General features: G+C 67.6%; 17 protein-coding genes and 1 pseudogene. 11 read left to right on the top strand and 7 right to left on the bottom strand.

The annotated features are described in order from the left end of the window. Window positions 1-283: 283 nt before the first annotated feature. Entirely contained in the window at window positions 284-748 is a 465-nt protein-coding gene (locus OG804_RS06870) for a VOC family protein (protein ID WP_328395033.1), read from the top strand. Between the two features lie 231 nt (window positions 749-979). On the opposite strand, the gene OG804_RS06865 is transcribed toward OG804_RS06870, so the two are convergent. Continuing rightward, entirely contained in the window at window positions 980-1,414 is a 435-nt protein-coding gene (locus tag OG804_RS06865) for a hypothetical protein (protein ID WP_328395031.1), read from the bottom strand. Between the two features lie 151 nt (window positions 1,415-1,565). On the opposite strand from OG804_RS06865, the gene OG804_RS06860 reads away from it, so the two are divergent. After that, a complete protein-coding gene (locus tag OG804_RS06860) occupies window positions 1,566-2,825 on the top strand; it encodes a sensor histidine kinase (RefSeq protein ID WP_328395029.1) in 1,260 nt (419 codons plus the stop codon). Beyond that, the gene (locus OG804_RS06855; RefSeq protein ID WP_328395027.1) at window positions 2,810-3,457 is read left to right on the top strand and encodes a response regulator transcription factor; all 648 of its coding nucleotides are present in this window, start codon (window positions 2,810-2,812) and stop codon (window positions 3,455-3,457) included. Before OG804_RS06860 ends, OG804_RS06855 begins: the two co-directional genes overlap by 16 nt. A 53-nt stretch (window positions 3,458-3,510) precedes the next feature. Here OG804_RS06855 and OG804_RS06850 read toward each other — a convergent pair whose 3' ends face one another. Continuing rightward, the gene (locus tag OG804_RS06850) at window positions 3,511-4,050 is read right to left on the bottom strand and encodes a hypothetical protein (protein ID WP_328395025.1); all 540 of its coding nucleotides are present in this window, start codon (window positions 4,048-4,050) and stop codon (window positions 3,511-3,513) included. A gap of 38 nt (window positions 4,051-4,088) precedes the next feature. After that, window positions 4,089-4,727, bottom strand: coding sequence for a DUF308 domain-containing protein (locus OG804_RS06845; RefSeq protein WP_328395023.1), 639 nt, complete (start codon window positions 4,725-4,727; stop codon window positions 4,089-4,091). 83 nt (window positions 4,728-4,810) lie between these two features. On the opposite strand from OG804_RS06845, the gene OG804_RS06840 reads away from it, so the two are divergent. The 3 genes from OG804_RS06840 to OG804_RS06830 all read left to right on the top strand — a co-directional run bounded on the left by OG804_RS06840 (window position 4,811) and on the right by OG804_RS06830 (window position 7,370). Further along, window positions 4,811-5,146 carry a DUF6191 domain-containing protein gene (locus OG804_RS06840; protein WP_328395021.1) on the top strand — a complete coding sequence of 112 codons (336 nt, stop codon included), beginning with the start codon at window positions 4,811-4,813 and terminating at the stop codon, window positions 5,144-5,146. 113 nt (window positions 5,147-5,259) lie between these two features. Then, complete coding sequence (locus tag OG804_RS06835) at window positions 5,260-6,477, top strand: TerC family protein (RefSeq protein ID WP_328395019.1); 1,218 nt, start codon at window positions 5,260-5,262, stop codon at window positions 6,475-6,477. A 212-nt stretch (window positions 6,478-6,689) separates the two neighbouring features. Continuing rightward, the gene (locus tag OG804_RS06830) at window positions 6,690-7,370 is read left to right on the top strand and encodes a hypothetical protein (RefSeq protein ID WP_328395017.1); all 681 of its coding nucleotides are present in this window, start codon (window positions 6,690-6,692) and stop codon (window positions 7,368-7,370) included. A 75-nt stretch (window positions 7,371-7,445) separates the two neighbouring features. Here OG804_RS06830 and OG804_RS06825 read toward each other — a convergent pair whose 3' ends face one another. Together OG804_RS06825 and OG804_RS06820 are read right to left on the bottom strand one after the other, a co-directional pair. Further along, entirely contained in the window at window positions 7,446-8,075 is a 630-nt protein-coding gene (locus OG804_RS06825) for a maltokinase N-terminal cap-like domain-containing protein (protein ID WP_328395015.1), read from the bottom strand. Window positions 8,076-8,093: 18 nt separating this feature from the next. Continuing rightward, window positions 8,094-9,236, bottom strand: a complete 1,143-nt coding sequence (locus OG804_RS06820; RefSeq protein ID WP_328395013.1) for a hypothetical protein — start codon at window positions 9,234-9,236, stop codon at window positions 8,094-8,096. 228 nt (window positions 9,237-9,464) lie between these two features. Between OG804_RS06820 and OG804_RS06815 the strand changes: the two genes are divergently transcribed. Together OG804_RS06815 and OG804_RS06810 are read left to right on the top strand one after the other, a co-directional pair. Further along, window positions 9,465-10,667 carry a site-specific integrase gene (locus OG804_RS06815; protein WP_328395011.1) on the top strand — a complete coding sequence of 401 codons (1,203 nt, stop codon included), beginning with the start codon at window positions 9,465-9,467 and terminating at the stop codon, window positions 10,665-10,667. A 242-nt stretch (window positions 10,668-10,909) separates the two neighbouring features. Next, window positions 10,910-11,419, top strand: coding sequence for a hypothetical protein (locus OG804_RS06810; RefSeq protein ID WP_328395009.1), 510 nt, complete (start codon window positions 10,910-10,912; stop codon window positions 11,417-11,419). Between the two features lie 241 nt (window positions 11,420-11,660). On the opposite strand, the gene OG804_RS06805 is transcribed toward OG804_RS06810, so the two are convergent. Continuing rightward, window positions 11,661-12,251: a TetR/AcrR family transcriptional regulator C-terminal domain-containing protein gene (locus OG804_RS06805; protein ID WP_328395007.1), complete on the bottom strand. Its 591-nt coding sequence runs from the start codon at window positions 12,249-12,251 to the stop codon at window positions 11,661-11,663. Window positions 12,252-12,316: 65 nt separating this feature from the next. Between OG804_RS06805 and OG804_RS06800 the strand changes: the two genes are divergently transcribed. Then, on the top strand, window positions 12,317-12,742 hold the full coding sequence (locus OG804_RS06800) for a hypothetical protein (RefSeq protein ID WP_328395005.1): 426 nt from the start codon (window positions 12,317-12,319) through the stop codon (window positions 12,740-12,742). A gap of 501 nt (window positions 12,743-13,243) precedes the next feature. Further along, window positions 13,244-14,791 (top strand): annotated as a pseudogene (locus OG804_RS06790) (transposase); the annotation flags it as partial. Window positions 14,792-14,885: 94 nt separating this feature from the next. Here the strand turns inward: OG804_RS06790 and OG804_RS06785 are convergent. Continuing rightward, on the bottom strand, window positions 14,886-15,239 hold the full coding sequence (locus OG804_RS06785) for a winged helix-turn-helix transcriptional regulator (protein ID WP_147961230.1): 354 nt from the start codon (window positions 15,237-15,239) through the stop codon (window positions 14,886-14,888). Window positions 15,240-15,316: 77 nt separating this feature from the next. Between OG804_RS06785 and OG804_RS06780 the strand changes: the two genes are divergently transcribed. Next, the gene (locus OG804_RS06780) at window positions 15,317-16,363 is read left to right on the top strand and encodes an NADP-dependent oxidoreductase (protein WP_328394999.1); all 1,047 of its coding nucleotides are present in this window, start codon (window positions 15,317-15,319) and stop codon (window positions 16,361-16,363) included. Window positions 16,364-16,533: the final 170 nt, after the last annotated feature.

The raw sequence follows: 16,533 nt of genomic DNA, 5'->3' as shown, positions 1-16,533 counted from the left end.
CCGGAATCGTCCAGGTCGGCGAGATCCTCGTCCGCCGGCTTCGCCCCACGGAATTTTCTCGGACTTCTGTGGGGCCGGGCATTGCCCAACAATCGATCGTTTCTTGAACACTCGGTCCGAAACGGGCTCGGACACGGGAACGCCCAGGTCGGCCGAAAACGACGACTGTTCAAAAAACGTGTCGTAGTTCCAGGCACAGGGCGCCGGGGTCGAAGCGATAGTCGGCACCGGTATGGGAGCGCAGTGCCAGGCCGGGGGTTGCACCTGAATCCAGGTAACCATTATGACTAGTTACATGACCTTGGGTTGGAAGCTCGTCATCGACAGCACGGACGCCCCCACCATCGCGGGCTTCTGGGCCGCGGCACTGGAATACGAACCGGAGGATCAGAGCACCCTGATCGGACAGCTGCTCGACGCCGGGCACATCGATCCCGCTGCCGTTATCGACCACGGCGGCCGGAAGTTGTTCCGCGGCCTCGCCGCCGTCCGCCACCCCGACGATCCGTTCGACCCCGTCACCGGTATCGGACAGGGCCGCCGACTGCTCTTCCACGATGTTCCCGAACCCAAAACCGTCAAGAACCGGCTACATATCGATATCCACGGCGCGCCCGGCGGTCTCGACGAACTCGTGATGCGCCTCGAACAGCTCGGGGCGACCAGAGTCGCGGAATTCGACCAGGGACCCGCGGGACACTGGTGGGTCATGCGAGATCCGGAAGGCAACGAATTCTGCGCCTCCTGACCCGTCACTGCAGCTCACCGCCTTCGTCCCGCGCGACGGGCTGCGGCCCCTGCGTGACCCGCCGTCGATCTCGATGACGACGAGGCAACGACGAGTGGCCCACCGCCGCCGCCCACCACCCGGGCGGCGGCCGTCGTTGAGCACGACACGGCTATGTGTGGTTTCGAGGGAGTTCACCAGTTGAACGGCGCACGAGCGGGCAATCTCGGGCATCTATGACATCCGCGCCGGTCAGCGTGACTTGGGGAAGGCCGCGCGCAATGCGGAGCACCGGGTGAGGAACGCGACTTGGATGATGGGCAGCATGCAGACGGCCTGCATGACCGTGTACCACGGCGGGCAGACACCCGGGATCAGGTCGACGGCGATGATCGCGATCGGCATGATCACGGAGAGCGCGCTCACCCGCTCGAAGGACCGTCGGGATCCCCGCGAAGCGGAGACGGTCATCCGGTAGATCAGCACGGCGATTACAGGCAGCAGGACTGCCCGGACCCACATGAACGTGTTCACCGGTTGACCGCTGGTCGACACCGCGATGACCACCAAGAGGGCGGCGGCGCCGAGTGCGCCGTAGACCTTGACGCTGTTCTTCGCCGTGGCGAAGGCTTTCCGGGTGCGCGGGCCGTCGAGTGCCGCCTCAGTCGTGTGCTTGTCGGTTTCCATGCTCACCGACGCTAGGAAGCGCCGGGCCGACGCGTTATCCGTCTCGACCCACAGGTGGGTGGGGCCAGCCCCACTATCGGGCTGACCAGGGCGGTAGTGGGCTCCGCGTGGTGCACAGTGGGAGCACCGAACGGAATGCGAAGGAAGAATCATGAGACAACTGGGGTCGTGGCCGGCGCGCGTCGGCGTGGGGTTCGTACGGGCGTGCGTCGTGGCGGTCATCAGCATGCTGGTCCCGGCTGTGTGGGTCGGCGCTGTCGCGCTGGGGATCTGGTGGGGGGCGGGAAACCTGTGGTCGTGGGTCGCGCCGGCCGTGCTGGTGTGCGTGGGCACGCTCGCCCTGTCCCGCCCGGTCTGCCGGATGGTCCGCTTCCTCGTCGCGAGGTGGACGGCCACCGTCATCCCCGCGGGATACCGGCAGGCCGGGCCGGTGACGCGGATGTCCACCGGGTACTGGTGGAACGGCTTCAGCTACAACCGCAGCCGCCGCGATGCCCTCTTGGATCAGAAGTGGCGGGTCCGGTGGAGCGACCCCGCCAACTGGCGCGACCTGCGGTTCACGGCGATCGCGCCGCTCACCGCGGGCGTGGTCGCGTCCTTCCCGCCGGCCGGGGTGGCCGTGGCGGTCTTCGGGTTCGGCCGGCCGGGGCTCGCCGCGCAGGTCGTCGGGGCGCTCGGCCTGGTCGTGGCCGTCGCCGGCGCTCCGTATGCCTGGCGGTGTGTCGAGCCAGTGGCCGTCCGCTTCCTGCGCCCGTCGCCGGCGACGGCGCTGGCGGACCGGGTGGACGAGCTGACCGCCCAGCGCGCGGACGCGACGGTCGCTCAGACCGCAGAGATCCGCCGGATCGAGCGAGACCTGCACGACGGGGCGCAGGCCCGCCTGGTCGGGCTCGGGCTCTCTTTGGCGACTGCGGAGAAGCTGATGGAAACCGACCCTGAACAGGCCAGGACGCTGATGCGGGAAGCGCGAGCCGGAGCCACCGCATCACTGACCGAGCTCCGCGAACTGGTCCGGGGAATCAACCCGCCCGTGCTGAACGACCGCGGGCTCATCGATGCCGTTCGCGCTCTTGCCCTGGACAGCCCGCTCGAAGCGGCTGTCAGCGCAGACCTTCAACTCAGCCTGGACCCGCCGATCGAGTCCGCCCTGTACTTCGCCATCGCCGAACTGCTGACCAACTCGGTCAAGCACGCCCGTGCGACCCAGGCCCGGATCTCCATCACCCGGGACGACACCGGCATCGTCATCGATGTCGAAGACAACGGCCGCGGCGGAGCCGGCCCGCGAGCCGACGGCGGCATCTCGGGGCTGCGCCGACGCCTCGCGGCCTTCGACGGGACTCTGGAGATCACCAGTCCGGAAGGCGGCCCGACCCGGGTGAGGATGATGGTGCCGTGCGAATCGTTGTAGCCGAAGACCTCTACCTCCTGCGTGACGGCCTCGTTCGCCTCATCGAGGCATACGGACACCAGGTGGTGGCGACCGCAGCCACCGGACCCGAGACGCTGCACGCGCTGTTGACGTGGCGGCCTGATGTTGCCGTCGTCGACGTTCGCATGCCACCGACCCAGTCGGACGAGGGCCTGCGGGCGGCTCGTGCCGCCCGCAGCGAACTGCCCGGACTGCCGGTCCTCATCCTGTCCCAGTACGTCGAGCAGTTGTACGCTCGCGAACTCCTGGCCGACGGCGCCGGTGGCATCGGCTACTTCCTCAAAGAGAGCGTCTTCGACGCCGATCAGTTCATCGACGCCCTGGAACGCGTCGCCGCCGGCGGGACCGCCATGGACCCGGCCGTCATCGCCAAACTACTGTGCAGCGGATCCTCGAACCGACGGCTCGAACGGCTCACCGAACGCGAACACTCCGTGCTCAGCCTCATGGCCGAAGGACTGTCCAACCAGGCCATCGGCCAACGGCTCTTCCTCAGCGAAAGCGCCATCAGCAAATACACGACCTCCCTGTTCGGCAAACTCGGCATCACCGACGACGGCACCAACAACCGCCGCGTCCTCGCCGTCCTCACCTACCTGAACAACCCCTGAGGCACCTCGGATCCACCCCAGTCGGTGTTTCATTCCGCCGCCACCGGACAGCTCTACCAGACGAGCGTGATGTCGGGGATGCGGACACGACCGAAGAAACGTTTCGCGATATCACTGCCGTCGCAGTTGTAGCCGTTCATGATGTCGGCCAGCTCGGTCGCCAACTCCTGCAACTGCGGTCCGACACACTCGATACTGTCCTCGATCACCCAACCCCAATCCCGGGGAACGTTGTCGATGGTGATATCGATGCATCCGTGGTGCGGCAGATCCACCGAGATATCGATCTGCACAGGGGCGTCGCCGAGCGGATCGCGGATCGCCGGCTCACCCAGGCGTGTCTGCGGCGCGAACATGATCCGGCCCAACGCGATATCGGCGCGGATCATCTCCGCCACCGACGGCAGATCGGCGTGCTTGCCGACCCGATGATGGCGATTACCGTACGTACGGTCACCGGTCGGCGAATAACCGGAGCGGTCCAGCATCCGGTCCAGCATGCGCTGGGCTGTCGCCCGTTCGTCGGCGCCGGTATTGGGGTGCTCGATGAGAGCACGCAGGCGCATGATCCGATGGCTCGTAATGATCGCCATACCCGGAAGGGTATCGAAACCGAAGCCGATCCGGCGCGTCAGTCGCGGGTGCGTCCCCCGGAACCGCCGGCACTCGCGATCACCGTCGTCAGATGCTCGTCCGGAGTCAGGGAAGCGCCGAGCACGGCCAGCGGTGAACGCACCGCCGTCCACACCTCCAGCGCCCCGAATGCCGTGATACAGCACCCGGCGACCAGCGCCAACGTCTGAATATCGTCGAACGGGGCGATCGCGATCACCAAGCCCGCAGTGAGCGTCAGCAGACCGAACACCTCCTGCTTACCGCGGCCGGTCACATCATCGTCGTCCCACACCCCGGCCACCGCGTGCGCGATCCCCCGCACCGACCACGCCAGCCCCAGCCACATCGCCAGCAGCAGCGTCCAGTCACCCGCCCGGAAACACAGCGTCGCGGTCACCAGCGATACCAGCGCCGCGACCAGCAACAGAAACCGCGGGAATCGCCCGAGCCGACTCCCGAACGCCACCGCCGCCAACGTCACCGCACTGCACAACAGCGAGAACATGAACAGATTGCCGACCGTGCCCAGCGATTTGTCCGGCCAGATCACCGTCGCGACGCCGATCACCACCGAACACACGCCCATCGCCAGCATCGTCTGGCGTACACCACGGCCGAACATCGGAGCAGCGTCCGCTTCCTCGTAGGTCGGCATAGCAGAATGATATGGGCCGAAGGCTCTGATTGCCGCCCGTTTGCCGAGAGTGTCCGCCCATCGCGCTGCCGTAGACTCCGGCCATGGGGATCGTATGGGCGATGACCGTGCCCGGGCTGGTATGCCTGCTGATCGGTCTGGCCTTCGCCGAAGTCGCCGTCAACCGGCTCACCGGCGGCCGTGTCCTGCCCTGGAACCGGCGCCACGGCTCACGCACCGCGGCCGCCACCGGCTTCGAACAGGTCTCCGCGCTGTTCCAGGGGTCGAAACACATCGAGTTCGAACAGCGGCAGCACACCCTCATGCACCGCGCGGAAGACAGCGACGCCGCGCCACCGCTGCTCGCGTTCGACCCCGCCGCCAACCGGGTCACCGTGCGCTCCCACACCGACTCGCCGGAACCGGCGCACCCGGAGTAACCCGGCCACACCGCTACCGTCCGACACCACCTGCGCAAACCCGCTGCCGCGAGCCGGTCCCGGGCTACAGTCGCCCCGACCCCCTCACACGCGCACCAGTCAGGAGGCTCGTCGTGTCCGTTCCCGCGCTGGCATGGGTGTGTGCGCTCGCATTGATCGTGGCCCTGCTGCTGTTCGACTTCTTCTTCCATGTCCGCACCGCACACACACCCTCGCTCACCGAGGCGGCGGTCTGGTCGGCCGCCTATATCGGTGTCGCGGTCGCGTTCGGATTCGCCGTCTGGGGGTTCGGCGGAACCACCATGGGGGTCGAATACTTCGCCGGATACATCACCGAGAAAGCACTGTCGGTGGACAACCTGTTCGTCTTCCTCATCCTCATGACCACCTTCCGGGTGCCCAGCGCCGCCCAGCAGAAAGTTCTGCTCGTCGGCATCGTGTTCTCGCTGGTGGTGCGTACCGGCTTCATATTCGTCGGCGCCACCCTCATCAACCAGTTCTCCTGGGTGTTCTACGTGTTCGGCGCGGCACTGCTGATCACCGCCGGGAACATGCTGAAACCGGAGAGCGAGGACAGCCACGCCGGCGACAACATCGTGCTCCGGCTGGCCCGCCGATTCCTGCGCACCAGCGACAACTACGACGGCGACAAATTGTTCACCATGATCGACGGCCGCCGCCGGATGACACCGATGCTGCTGGCCATGGTCGCCATCGGCGGTACCGACGTCCTGTTCGCCCTCGACTCGATACCCGCCATTTTCGGCCTCACCCAGAACGTCTTCATCGTCTTCACCGCGACCGCGTTCTCGCTGCTCGGTCTACGCCAGCTGTTCTTCCTCCTCGAAGGACTCCTGGACCGGCTCATCTACCTCGGTTACGGCCTGGCCGCGATCCTCGCCTTCATCGGGGTCAAACTGGTGCTGCAGGCACTGCACGAGAACAATGTGCCGTTCATCAACCACGGCGACCCGGTGCCGGTCACCGAAATCTCCACCGGCGCCTCCCTGGCGGTGATCGTCGTCGTGCTGCTGGCGACCGTCGCGGTATCCCTGCTCAGTCCCGCCGGCCGCGCCCAGACCGCGGTGTCCAACGCCCGCCGGCACGCCACCCGCTACCTCGACCTCGGCTACGAAGCCGACCAGGCGCTGCGGGAACGCACCTACGCCGAGATGATCGGCGAAGAGGGCACGATCGCGCGGCTCCCGCGCAAATACACCCGCCGCATCCGCGAGGGCGAAACCGGACTCATCGCGCTGCTCGAACGCGCCCATATCGTCCACGCCGACCGAGTCGCCCGCATCGAAGCCGGTCTGCCCCTGCGGATGTGATCACCGGCGCAGCGCAAAGTTAACGGGCACACAACAATTCGCTAACACGTTAACGCGATGGGAACACAGCGGGTAACCACGGGCAACACAACACGCCGACCATCAACTGGCAGGTGCGTATGCCGGTACGGACCAGCGAGTACACCCTGGATGAGGATTGTGCAGGTGTGACTCGACGTCCATTCGCTGTGCAAGACAAAGGCTGTAGACACATGCAAACACGCCGGTACATCGCCGCTTCCCTGCTCGCCGTCGCCGCACTCGGCGCCACGAGCGCCACCGCCTACGCCGCGCCGGTTCCGACCGCGCCCGACAACGGCTCCACCCTGCAGACCGACATCCTGCCCGGTATCCACTACACCGCCAGCATCGTCGACGGCTCGGTCGTACTCCGCACCGACGCCGGGTCGCTGACCGTGCAGGGCAACCAGTTCCAGGTACTCGACGACCAGGGCCGCCTCGTCTCCGGGCTTCCGCTCACCTACCTCAAAGACGGAAAGGAATGGCCGATCGCCGCGCAGGTCGACGGCAACACCGCGACCTTCACCCCCAGCACCGATCCTGCTCTGGCCCGCCCCGCCGCCATGCTCGCACCGGTGGCGGCGGAAGATTTCGACAGCGCCCTGAGCACCGCGGCCACCCAATTCGGTCTGGCCACCGGTATTGGCACGCTGCTGGGCAGCCTCATCGGCGGCGCACTCGGCTGTGTCGCCGGCGCGGTCATCGGGCTGCCGCTGGTCGTCCCGACCTTCCTCGCCGGCCCGATCGGTCTGTGCATCACCGGCGCGGCCGTGGGTGTCACCCTGGGTGTCGCCGCGGGCGTTGTGCTCATCGGCGTCCCGGTCGGGATCGCGGCGGCGCTGCAGTTCTACGACACCGTGTACGTGAAGTAATCACAGGAATCGCTTGGTGGTGTCCCGCCGGTCACCGGCGGGACACCACCAAACGCGTTCAGGGGCGGGGGAACCCTATCGCAGCTCCGAGAGGACCACACTGCGTACTGTGGCGCCATCGGGAGCGGTCCAGGGCAGCAGAACCTGACCGGTCCGCAACACCGGTTCCCCGCGGCCCAGCACCCGGTGCACCCGCAGCATCCCGTCGGCGACGGTGATATCGGTGCCCACCGGGTTCTCCGCCGCCGACACCGCCGCCGACCCACCCGCGGGCAGATCGGCGGCGGCTACGAGAACGGTCGTATCGGGGGTGTCGCTGTCGGTGCCGTGCTGCGGTGTGGCACCGCCGGCCAGCAGCGCCACCATCCGGTCGACGACCACCGGGTCACGGCTGCCGTCATAGATCCAGCGTGTTCCCAACACCCCGTGCTCGGCGGTACCGAGCAGCCCGTCGGCGGCGTTCGCCAGTTCGCCCTCCCGGTAACCGAGCGGCACGAAGTAGGTCATCGGCTCGGCGCTGCCGGTATCGAATACCGCCAACAGCTCGATTCCCACCGCGCCCGCCGGGTCATCGAGGCGGAACCCGCCCACCCGGCGCAGGTCCTCCGCCCTACCGGGGCCGGAATACCACGGTCGGCTCGGTAGCCAGCGGGCCAGCAGTTCCATTTTCGACGGATCCAAAGTCGTGCGGTGGATGACAGCCATAGTGGAGATTCTGCCCCGTCAGCTCGCGTCGCCGGCGGCGACCGGCGTATGCGCCGCCCGGGGCCGTCGATCGGCGAGCAGATCATCGAGTTGACGTTCCGCGCGTTCGGCGCGGGCCAGTGTCTGAGCGCGGGCGTGTTCGAGCGCATCGATCCGTTGCGCGGCCTCCTCCCGGGCTTTGTCCAACCGGGTCCCGGCCTCGGCGCGGACCGCGGAAAGGTCCGCCGCCGCGCCACGCCGGGATTCGGCGAGTTCGCTACGGAACGAGTCGGCCTCGGCGCGTAACCGCTGCAGTTCCGTGCGCATCTCCTGCGCCGTCTGCGCGCGTTCGGCGGCGGACTGCTCCGCACGTTCGAGAGCACGTTCGATATCGGCGGCTCGCTGTATCGCCAGGTCTCGTTCGGCGACAGCGGCGGATTCACGCTGGGTGAACTCGCGCCGCATTCGCTCGACCTCGGCCGCGGCGTCACGCTGGGCCCGCGCCACCTCCTGCGCGCAGCGCTCTTCGAGGTGTTCTCGCTCGGCCTCGGCCGCGCTACGGGCGGCCCGGATCTCTTCCTCCGCTGCGGTGCGGGCGGCGAAGACGTCCTCGGCGGCCTGGGTGGTGACGTTTTCGATCTCGCGTAGCGCCTCGTCGCGGTCACGCCTCGCCGCGGCTGTGTGTGAACGGGCTTCGGCGATATTCGCTTCCGCGGTCTCGGCGGTATGCGCGGCGTCCTCGGCAGCTTCCTCCGCCAGGGTTCGGGCCTCGTGCGCTTCACGGCGTGACCCTTCGGCCGCGGCGGCCGCCATCTCGGCTTCGGCGATCCGGCGCGACGCATCGGCCTGCACGGCTTGCACCTGCGCTTCCGCCGCCGATGGGTCGGCGAGAGTGGACATCTCGGTGACCGCGGCGTTGAGGGTGGTGCCGAGCTGGTCGGCGAGAGTGCGGAACTGGGTGAGCAGCTCGTCGGCCCGCAGCCGGGCGGTGGTCACCGGACCCTGGGTCGTCACAGTGACGTTCTCAGCGGGGGTGATGGACTCCTGTTGCAGGCGTTGCCGTTCACGCCATGCGCGCCATCGAGTGTGGTCCGGGAGGTCGCAGTATTCGGAGGGGCGGCCGGGACCCGTAGGGCGAGCGAGCGGGCGGGTGCAGCCGGGGTAGTTGCAGACTGTGGGCACCGATGAATCGTAGCGTTATTACGTTGGCGTTCTACGTATTTAAACGTAACGGAATGCCAATTGGGCCCGAATTGCTTCGACGGAGACGCCTGGTTCCTAACCTCCGATAAGTGAACATTATCGGAGGTTAGGGCGGTAGGGTTCGAGAAGACCGCTTCGTTTTCAATACATTTCGTTTCGTTTGCGCCAACCAAACGTATTCCGCTACTTAATTGCCGAGGGGCCCCGTTGACCGACTTCGACATCGACCACGCACTGCCCGACACCGTCCGCACCGAACTCCGCCGCGGAGTCACCAGCGTTCTCGTCGACACCGCCGCCCTGCGCCAGGTCCGCGAACGCTTCGACACCGAACAATCCACCGCGCTCGGCCGCTACCTCACCGCCTCCCAATCCCCGAACACCCTGCGCGCCTACCGCACCGACTGGATCGCCTGGGCAGCCTGGTGCGCCACCGAAAGCCGCTGCGCCCTCCCCGCCGACCCCCTCGACATCGCCGTCTACCTCGCCGCGGCCGCCGACGCCCGCACCACCGACGGACGCCACGCCTACGGACCCGCCACACTCGAACGCAAATCCGCCGCCATAGCCGCCGTCCACGCCGCCAACGGATTACCCGCACCCACCCGCAGCGACGTCGTCCGCCTCACCCTGCGCGGAATCCGCCGCACCCGCCGCGCCCGCCCCGACCGCAAACGGCCCATCCTGCTGCACACCCTCACCGAACTCCTCGCCGGACTCCCCGAACCGGGATGGCCCGGCGAACCCGCCCGCCGCCGCGACACCCTGCTGCTACTACTCGGATTCGCCGGAGCACTGCGCCGCAGCGAACTCGCCGGACTGCGGATCGCCGATATCCAGTTCGGCACCGACCACGGCACCGGCGAACCCCTCCTGGTGATCCACCTGCCCACCACCAAAACCGACCCCACCGGCATCACCGAACAACAGGTCGCGCTGCCCAGGGGCCGGCAGGCGCCCACCTGCCCCATCTGCGCCTGCGCCGACTGGCTGCGCCTACTCGCCGCACACACCGAAAACCCGCGGCGTGTACGCGACTGGATCGCCGACCTTCCCACCGGCGACCCCCACATCCACCGGTGCCACGGATACGCCCTCGACACCCGCCTCGCCCCCGACCGAGCCCTGTTCCCCGCGATCAACCGACACGGCGGACTGGGCACGACACCCCTGTCCGGGCGGGCAGTCGCCGAAATCGTCAAACGCTACGCCGCCCGGGCCGGACTCGACCCCGCACTGTTCTCCGGCCACTCCCTGCGCGCCGGATTCGCCACCCAGGCCGCCCTCGGCGGCGCGGCCGACCGCGAGATCATGCGCCAGGGACGATGGAGCAACCCCCGCACAGTGCACCGCTACATTCGCACCGCGGACCCGCTCGCCGACAACGCCGTCACCAAGCTCGGACTGTGAACACAGAACAGGCTCCATGGTGACGGTGCGATCTCGGTCCGGCATCCGGCGACCTCACGGACACCGCATCGGACGCCGTCACACCCCGGTCGCGGCCGATAACCGCGACCGGCAGCGCCGCCGGAAAATATTTCCCCCGTGTTTCTCAAAACGTGACGGGTGGTGCGGTATCGGCCTGTGCGAGGATATGAGCGCTCCACGAGTAGGTCCGTTTCAAACCCCCCCTTTGAAAGGATGCTCAGATGGCGCAAGACACCAGTACTGCCACCCGCACCAGCAACAACGGCGTCGGCCAGGATATCCAGAACCTGGAGATGCTGCGGCTGGGTCTGGATGAGATCCGGCAGGAAGCGCAGAGCGCTCGGCAGTACGCCCAGCAGGCGCAGAACCTTGCTCGGCAGGTGCAACAGCAGGCCCGCCAGGTCCAGCACCAGTCCCAGGTCGCCCAGAATGCGGCCAACCAGGCCAACCAGCAGGCCCAACAGGCCCGCCAGCAGGCACAACAGGCGCAGAACCAGGCGCAGCAGGCTCAGAGCGAAGCCGACCGCGCCCAGGGACAGGCGCAGCAGGCCCAGAGCGAGGCCAACCAGGCCAACCAGCGGTGCCAGTCGGCGCAGGACCAGGCCGATCAGGCCGCCCAGCTCGCCCAGCAGGCCGAGGAGCAGTCCAGCCGGTCGCAGGACCGCGCCATGCAGTGGGAACTGCAGCTGCACCAGGTCCGCCAGCAGGTCCGCCAGATGCAGACGGGCTAGCATTCCGCCGGGCTCGTCCCGGCGGCGCAGGCGCGGGGTCCGGTGAACTCGAACCAGTTCACCGGACCCCGTTCTCATGAGCCGGTGACGCGCCCCTGGGACACACCGGCCACGGGGCGAGGCCGATACGAATCGCGTCTACGGTGCCGCGGCCATGGCTGCGGCCACTCGGGTCTGCAGTGAGTCTCCGACGGATGTCGAGGCGAGTGGCGCCAGCCTGATCGAGTACGGCAGGCCATACTCACTGATTCCCGATGATCAGGGACAGACCGGCGTCGAAGATGTCCGTGGCGGTCAGGCCGGCGTGGCGGCCCTCGTGCATGGTGCGGGCCACGGTCGGGTAGGCCAGCGCGAACTCCGCGGTGGGCTGGGCGTCGACGGAGTCCTGTTCCTCGATGACGTGGCCGAAGGTGTAGTGGACAGCGGTGTAGATGACGGTGGCCGCCTGCGGCAGGGATAGTCCGCTGTCTTCCAGTGCGCGCAACCCGTATTCGGGGATGCGGGCGAGCGTGGGGGTATTCGGTGGCCGAGCGCCGGCCACGACCCGGGCGCCGTCGGGGTAAGCGAGCATGGCCCGGCGCAGGCAGTGCAGCATCTCGCGCAGCCACGGCCGCCAGTCCAGGCCGGGCGGCATCGGCGACAGCTCGCCGAACTGCTGTTGCAGCATCGCCTCGGCCATGGCTTCCAGCAACTCGCGCTTGTCCTTGAATCGCCAGTAGATGGCCGGCGCCTTGACCTGGAGGTCGGCGGTGAGCTTGCGGAAGGTCACACCGGCCAATCCGTGCTGCTTCAGCAGCGCCAGGCCCTGGCCGGTGATCGTCTCTGCATCCACGGACACCACCATATAACCGTGTTATATTTCAGCAGAATATAACAACGTTATAGAGAGGTGTTGTCGTGAATCAGGCACTCGTGGACAGCATGTGGACCTACCTGAACGCCGGATTGGCCATGGACGTGGATGCGCTGGATCGGCTGTACGATCCCGAGTTTCAGAACGTGCGGGTCGACCAGGCCGGGCAGACGGTTACCTTGACCAAGGAGCAGTTCATGGCCCGCTTCCGGGCGCTGCGCGAGCAAGATCGGAAGATCGGTGAGTCCGTCGACGATGTGACCTTCCCGGCGACCACCGACCTCGGCGACCAGGCCGCAGTCATGATGCGACGAGTCAAGGGCGGCGCCCCGGTGCTCTACACCTTCATCTGGCGGATGAAGGACGGGCAGCCGACCACGATCCTGCGTGAACTCACCTTCGATCGCGACATCAGCTATCTGCTGGGCTCAGGCCATCTCGATGAGGGCGGCGACACCGCTCGTCGGTGAACATCTTTCGACCACACATCCCTGTTCGACCAGACCGACCTCCGGTCAGTGCAGCTGTAAGTAGCCGAATACGGCCTCGGGGAACATCGGTACGGCGGTTATCGGTGAGAACGATCATGGCCGCCTAGCACAGTGATCCACTTCGCCGCTGGGGTTCGGCGAAACGCCTCCGGGCCCGGTCCGGGGCTGGCTACGGTCCGGCTCGTGCCGGTGGAATTTCTGAGCGATGAGCAGGCCGAGGCGTACGGGACGTTCGCCGAGGAGCAGGAGACGGACCTGGACGTGGCCGCGCTCTGGGCAGCTGTGGAGGAAGTCGCCCCGCGCGCCGCCGTGATGACCGCGGCGGCCACCGTGGTGACCCTGGTGCCCGAGGACGAGAACTCGGCCGAGGTCGCCATGCGGGCCGCGCTCGCGAGCCGGTACGCCACCGTGCGCCCGTTCCTCGCGTTGCTGGGTGAGTCGAAGGCTCTGAACGCGGCGAGCGCCGGGAAACGCGTCCTGGCCGGGGTCCGGGGTCTTCCGGCGCTGGCCCGGCGGAAGGTGGGGGTCAAGCCGCTGCTGCCGCGCGAGGTCGACGACAAGCTCGTGCCGCTGGCGTGGCGCAAGGCGGTGTACGCCAATCCGGATCTGCCGCAGGGCGCGGTGGACCGGGACGCGTACGTGGTGTGCGTGCTGGAGTAGCTGCACCGGGCCTTGAACAACCGCGACGTCTTCGCCTCGCCCTCGCACCGCTGGTCCAACCCGCGGGCCCGCCTGCTGGACGGGCCCGACTGGGATGCGGTCGAGGAGGACGTCCTGGCGGCCCTGAGCCTGGACATGCCCGTCACCGAGCACCTGGCGGAGCTGGTGCGGGGCCTGGACGTCGGATGGAAGCAGCTCGCCGAACGCCTGGAGGATGCGGGGCCGGCGGCGAAGGTCTCCATCGAGGTCCAGGACGACGGGCGGGTGAAGCTGAACGTCGACCAGTACTACCTGCGCGCCGACACCATCGCCGCGGCGAACGCGCGGCTGATCGCCGCCCAGGCCAGCATCCCGATCGTGCGTTACTGGGGCGACGGACTACTCGCCTCCGTGGACGGGCTGCGCTTCCAGGTGCCGGTGCGCACCATCAACGCTGCCCCGTCGCCGAAGTACTTCGGGTTCAAGCGGGGCATCACCTGGCTCAACGCCGTCAACGACCAGGTCGCGGGCATCGGGCAGATGGTCGTGCCCGGCACCCCACGCGACTCCCTGCACATCCTGGACGCCCTGCTGAACCTCGATGGCGGGGTCAAGCCGGAGATGGTGGCGACCGACAACGCCTCGTACTCCGACATGGTGTTCGGCCTGTTCAAGATCCTCGGCTACAACTTCAGCCCCCGGTTCCGCGACCTGGACGATCAGCGGTTCTGGCGGGCCACCATGCCCGGCGTCGAAACCGGCAGGTACGGCGCGGTGGAGGACCTGGCCCGCAACCGCGTGAACCTGAACAAGGTGATCACGCACTGGCCGGACATGCTGAAGATCGCCGGTTCCCTGGTCACCAACCAGGTCCGCGCCTACGACCTGCTGCGCATGTTCGGCCGCGACGGCCGCCCCACCCCGCTGGGCGCCGCGTTCGCGGAGTACGGGCGGATCGCCAAGACCGAACACCTGCTGCGCGTCGTCGACCCGGTCGACGACACCTACCGCCGGCAGATGAACCGGCAGCTCACCGTGCAGGAATCCCGCCACAAGCTCGCCCGGGACGTATGCCACGGCAAGCGCGGCACCATCCACCAGGCGTACCGCGACGGCATGGAGGACCAGCTCGGCGCGCTCGGCCTGGTCCTCAACGCCATCGTGCTCTGGACCACGAAGTACATCGACGCCGCCGTCACCCAGCTCCGCGCCGAGGGCCACGAGATCCGCGACGCGGACATCACCCGCCTGTCCCCGCTCAAGCACCGAAACCTGAACCTGCTCGGCCGCTACAGCTTCACCGCAAGCGTCCCGGCCGCTGGCGTCCTGCGACCACTGCGCGATCCGGACACGCCGGAGCTGGACGAGGACGACGGCGGCGAGGATTAAGACACGTCGTGCAAACCTTGCAACGCGCTGATCGGCTTGAGTGCCTGTTTGGCATCCGATGCACTTCCAGAGAGGCCGACGCTGAAATCGGGGATTACCTGATCTGGGTGTTCGTCTCGACCCAGTGACGCAGGTGTGCCAGCGGGGCTGCAGCACCGTGTCCGAGGTCCGTGAGGGCATAGTCGACGCGGACCGGGACTTGCGCGATCACAGTGCGGGTGATGAACCCGTAGTCCTCCAGTTGGCGCAGGGTCCGGGTCAGAACTTTCGGGCTGACGCCCTGCAGGCAGTTCTGAAGGCTGGTGAACCGGCGCGGGCCTTCTTCGAGGGCTCCGATGGCCAGGGCCGACCACTTGCCGGACAGAACGTCCAGGACGTCGCGAGCCGGGCAGAGCGCGGCATAGACGTCTGCGGTGCGGCTGAGGGGTTCGACGGGTGTCGTTGTCATGAAAGATGCCTCCTGCCTGCGACTCTACCCAAAGGGAAGCAAGGGTGCTTGCGGGTCACCAAGGGTGCCGACCTACCGTGGACCGCATCACCACTGCGATCGCCCGAGGATTGTTGCCGCCCTTACTGGAAGAGTCGTACATGTCTGATCAGAACGTCGGTTCCGCGATGCGGGCCGTGGTCTTCACCGACTTCGGCGGCCCGGAGGTTCTGGTGCCGACGACGGTGCCACGCCCGGAACCTCTGCCCACTGAGGTTCTGGTTCGGGTGCACGCTGCTGGGATTAACCCGCTGGACCTGCGCACCCGGGCTGGTTTCCCTACCCCCGCCAGGGCGGCCCTCGGAACGGGGCCGCACATCTTGGGCTGGGACGTTTCGGGCACAGTGGTGGGGATCGGACCAGGTGAGTTCCTCTACGCGCCCGGCGACGAGGTCTTCGGCCTGCTCTGGCTGCCCCGGCCCGCCGGCGCCTACGCGCAGTACGTCACCGCACCCTCACGGCAGTTTGCTCGGAAGCCCGCGAGCATCGACCACGACCACGCTGCCGCACTGCCCCTGGCCGGGCTGACGGCCTGGCAGTCCCTGACAGACATCGCCCAGCTCGACGGCGGCGAGCGCGTACTGATCCATGCCGCGGGGGGAGGTGTCGGCCACCTCGCCGTCCAGATGGCCAAGCACCTTGGGGCGCACGTCATCGCCACCGCTACCGCCGGCAAGCACGACTGGCTGCGCGCTCTGGGGGCCGACGAGGTGATCGACTACCGGGCCACGCCATTCGAGGAGGCCACCGGAAACATCGACGTGGTGCTCGACCTCGTCGGTATCGCCCAGCCAGATACCGCTACCCGCTCCCTCACCGTCCTGAAGCCCGGCGGGCTCTTCCTGGGTGTGGCTCCCGGCCGGCCGGCAGGCTTCACCGAGGCAGCCGCAGCAGCCGGCGTCCACCTCGCGCCCGAACCGCTGGTTGAACCCGACGGACACGGTCTCCAGAAGATCGCCCGGCTGGTGGAGGCCGGCGCGCTGGCCGTTCACCTCGACAAGGTCTTCCCTCTCGACGCTGCTGCCGACGCCCACACCTATGCGGAGACCGGGGCACGCGGGAAGACAGTCTTGCGTGTGATCTGACGACGCAGAGGCCGACACCGGCCACCTCCCCGCCGAGCTCCGCTGGACTGGCTTCCCGCCAGAGCCCCACGTCTGAGGCCCGTTGATGAGATCGATGTTGAACCGTCGGAGAAAGCATCTGCCCCTGTCGGAAAACGATCGAATGACGACAGGCACGGCGGGCGTCCAAT

The sequence above is a fragment of the Nocardia sp. NBC_00416 genome, from assembly GCF_036032445.1.
Lineage (GTDB): Bacteria > Actinomycetota > Actinomycetes > Mycobacteriales > Mycobacteriaceae > Nocardia.
This window is presented reverse-complemented; position numbering and strand designations above follow the sequence as displayed.

What these genes read in the sequence shown, in the direction of transcription:
- OG804_RS06870 (WP_328395033.1), top strand. Translation starts at nt 284, where the DNA reads ATGACTAGTTACATGACCTTGGGTTGGAAGCTCGTCATCGACAGCACG.
- OG804_RS06865 (WP_328395031.1), bottom strand. Translation starts at nt 1,414, where the DNA reads ATGGAAACCGACAAGCACACGACTGAGGCGGCACTCGACGGCCCGCGC.
- OG804_RS06860 (WP_328395029.1), top strand. Translation starts at nt 1,566, where the DNA reads ATGAGACAACTGGGGTCGTGGCCGGCGCGCGTCGGCGTGGGGTTCGTA.
- OG804_RS06850 (WP_328395025.1), bottom strand. Translation starts at nt 4,050, where the DNA reads ATGGCGATCATTACGAGCCATCGGATCATGCGCCTGCGTGCTCTCATC.
- OG804_RS06845 (WP_328395023.1), bottom strand. Translation starts at nt 4,727, where the DNA reads ATGCCGACCTACGAGGAAGCGGACGCTGCTCCGATGTTCGGCCGTGGT.
- OG804_RS06840 (WP_328395021.1), top strand. Translation starts at nt 4,811, where the DNA reads ATGGGGATCGTATGGGCGATGACCGTGCCCGGGCTGGTATGCCTGCTG.
- OG804_RS06830 (WP_328395017.1), top strand. Translation starts at nt 6,690, where the DNA reads ATGCAAACACGCCGGTACATCGCCGCTTCCCTGCTCGCCGTCGCCGCA.
- OG804_RS06825 (WP_328395015.1), bottom strand. Translation starts at nt 8,075, where the DNA reads ATGGCTGTCATCCACCGCACGACTTTGGATCCGTCGAAAATGGAACTG.
- OG804_RS06810 (WP_328395009.1), top strand. Translation starts at nt 10,910, where the DNA reads ATGGCGCAAGACACCAGTACTGCCACCCGCACCAGCAACAACGGCGTC.
- OG804_RS06785 (WP_147961230.1), bottom strand. Translation starts at nt 15,239, where the DNA reads ATGACAACGACACCCGTCGAACCCCTCAGCCGCACCGCAGACGTCTAT.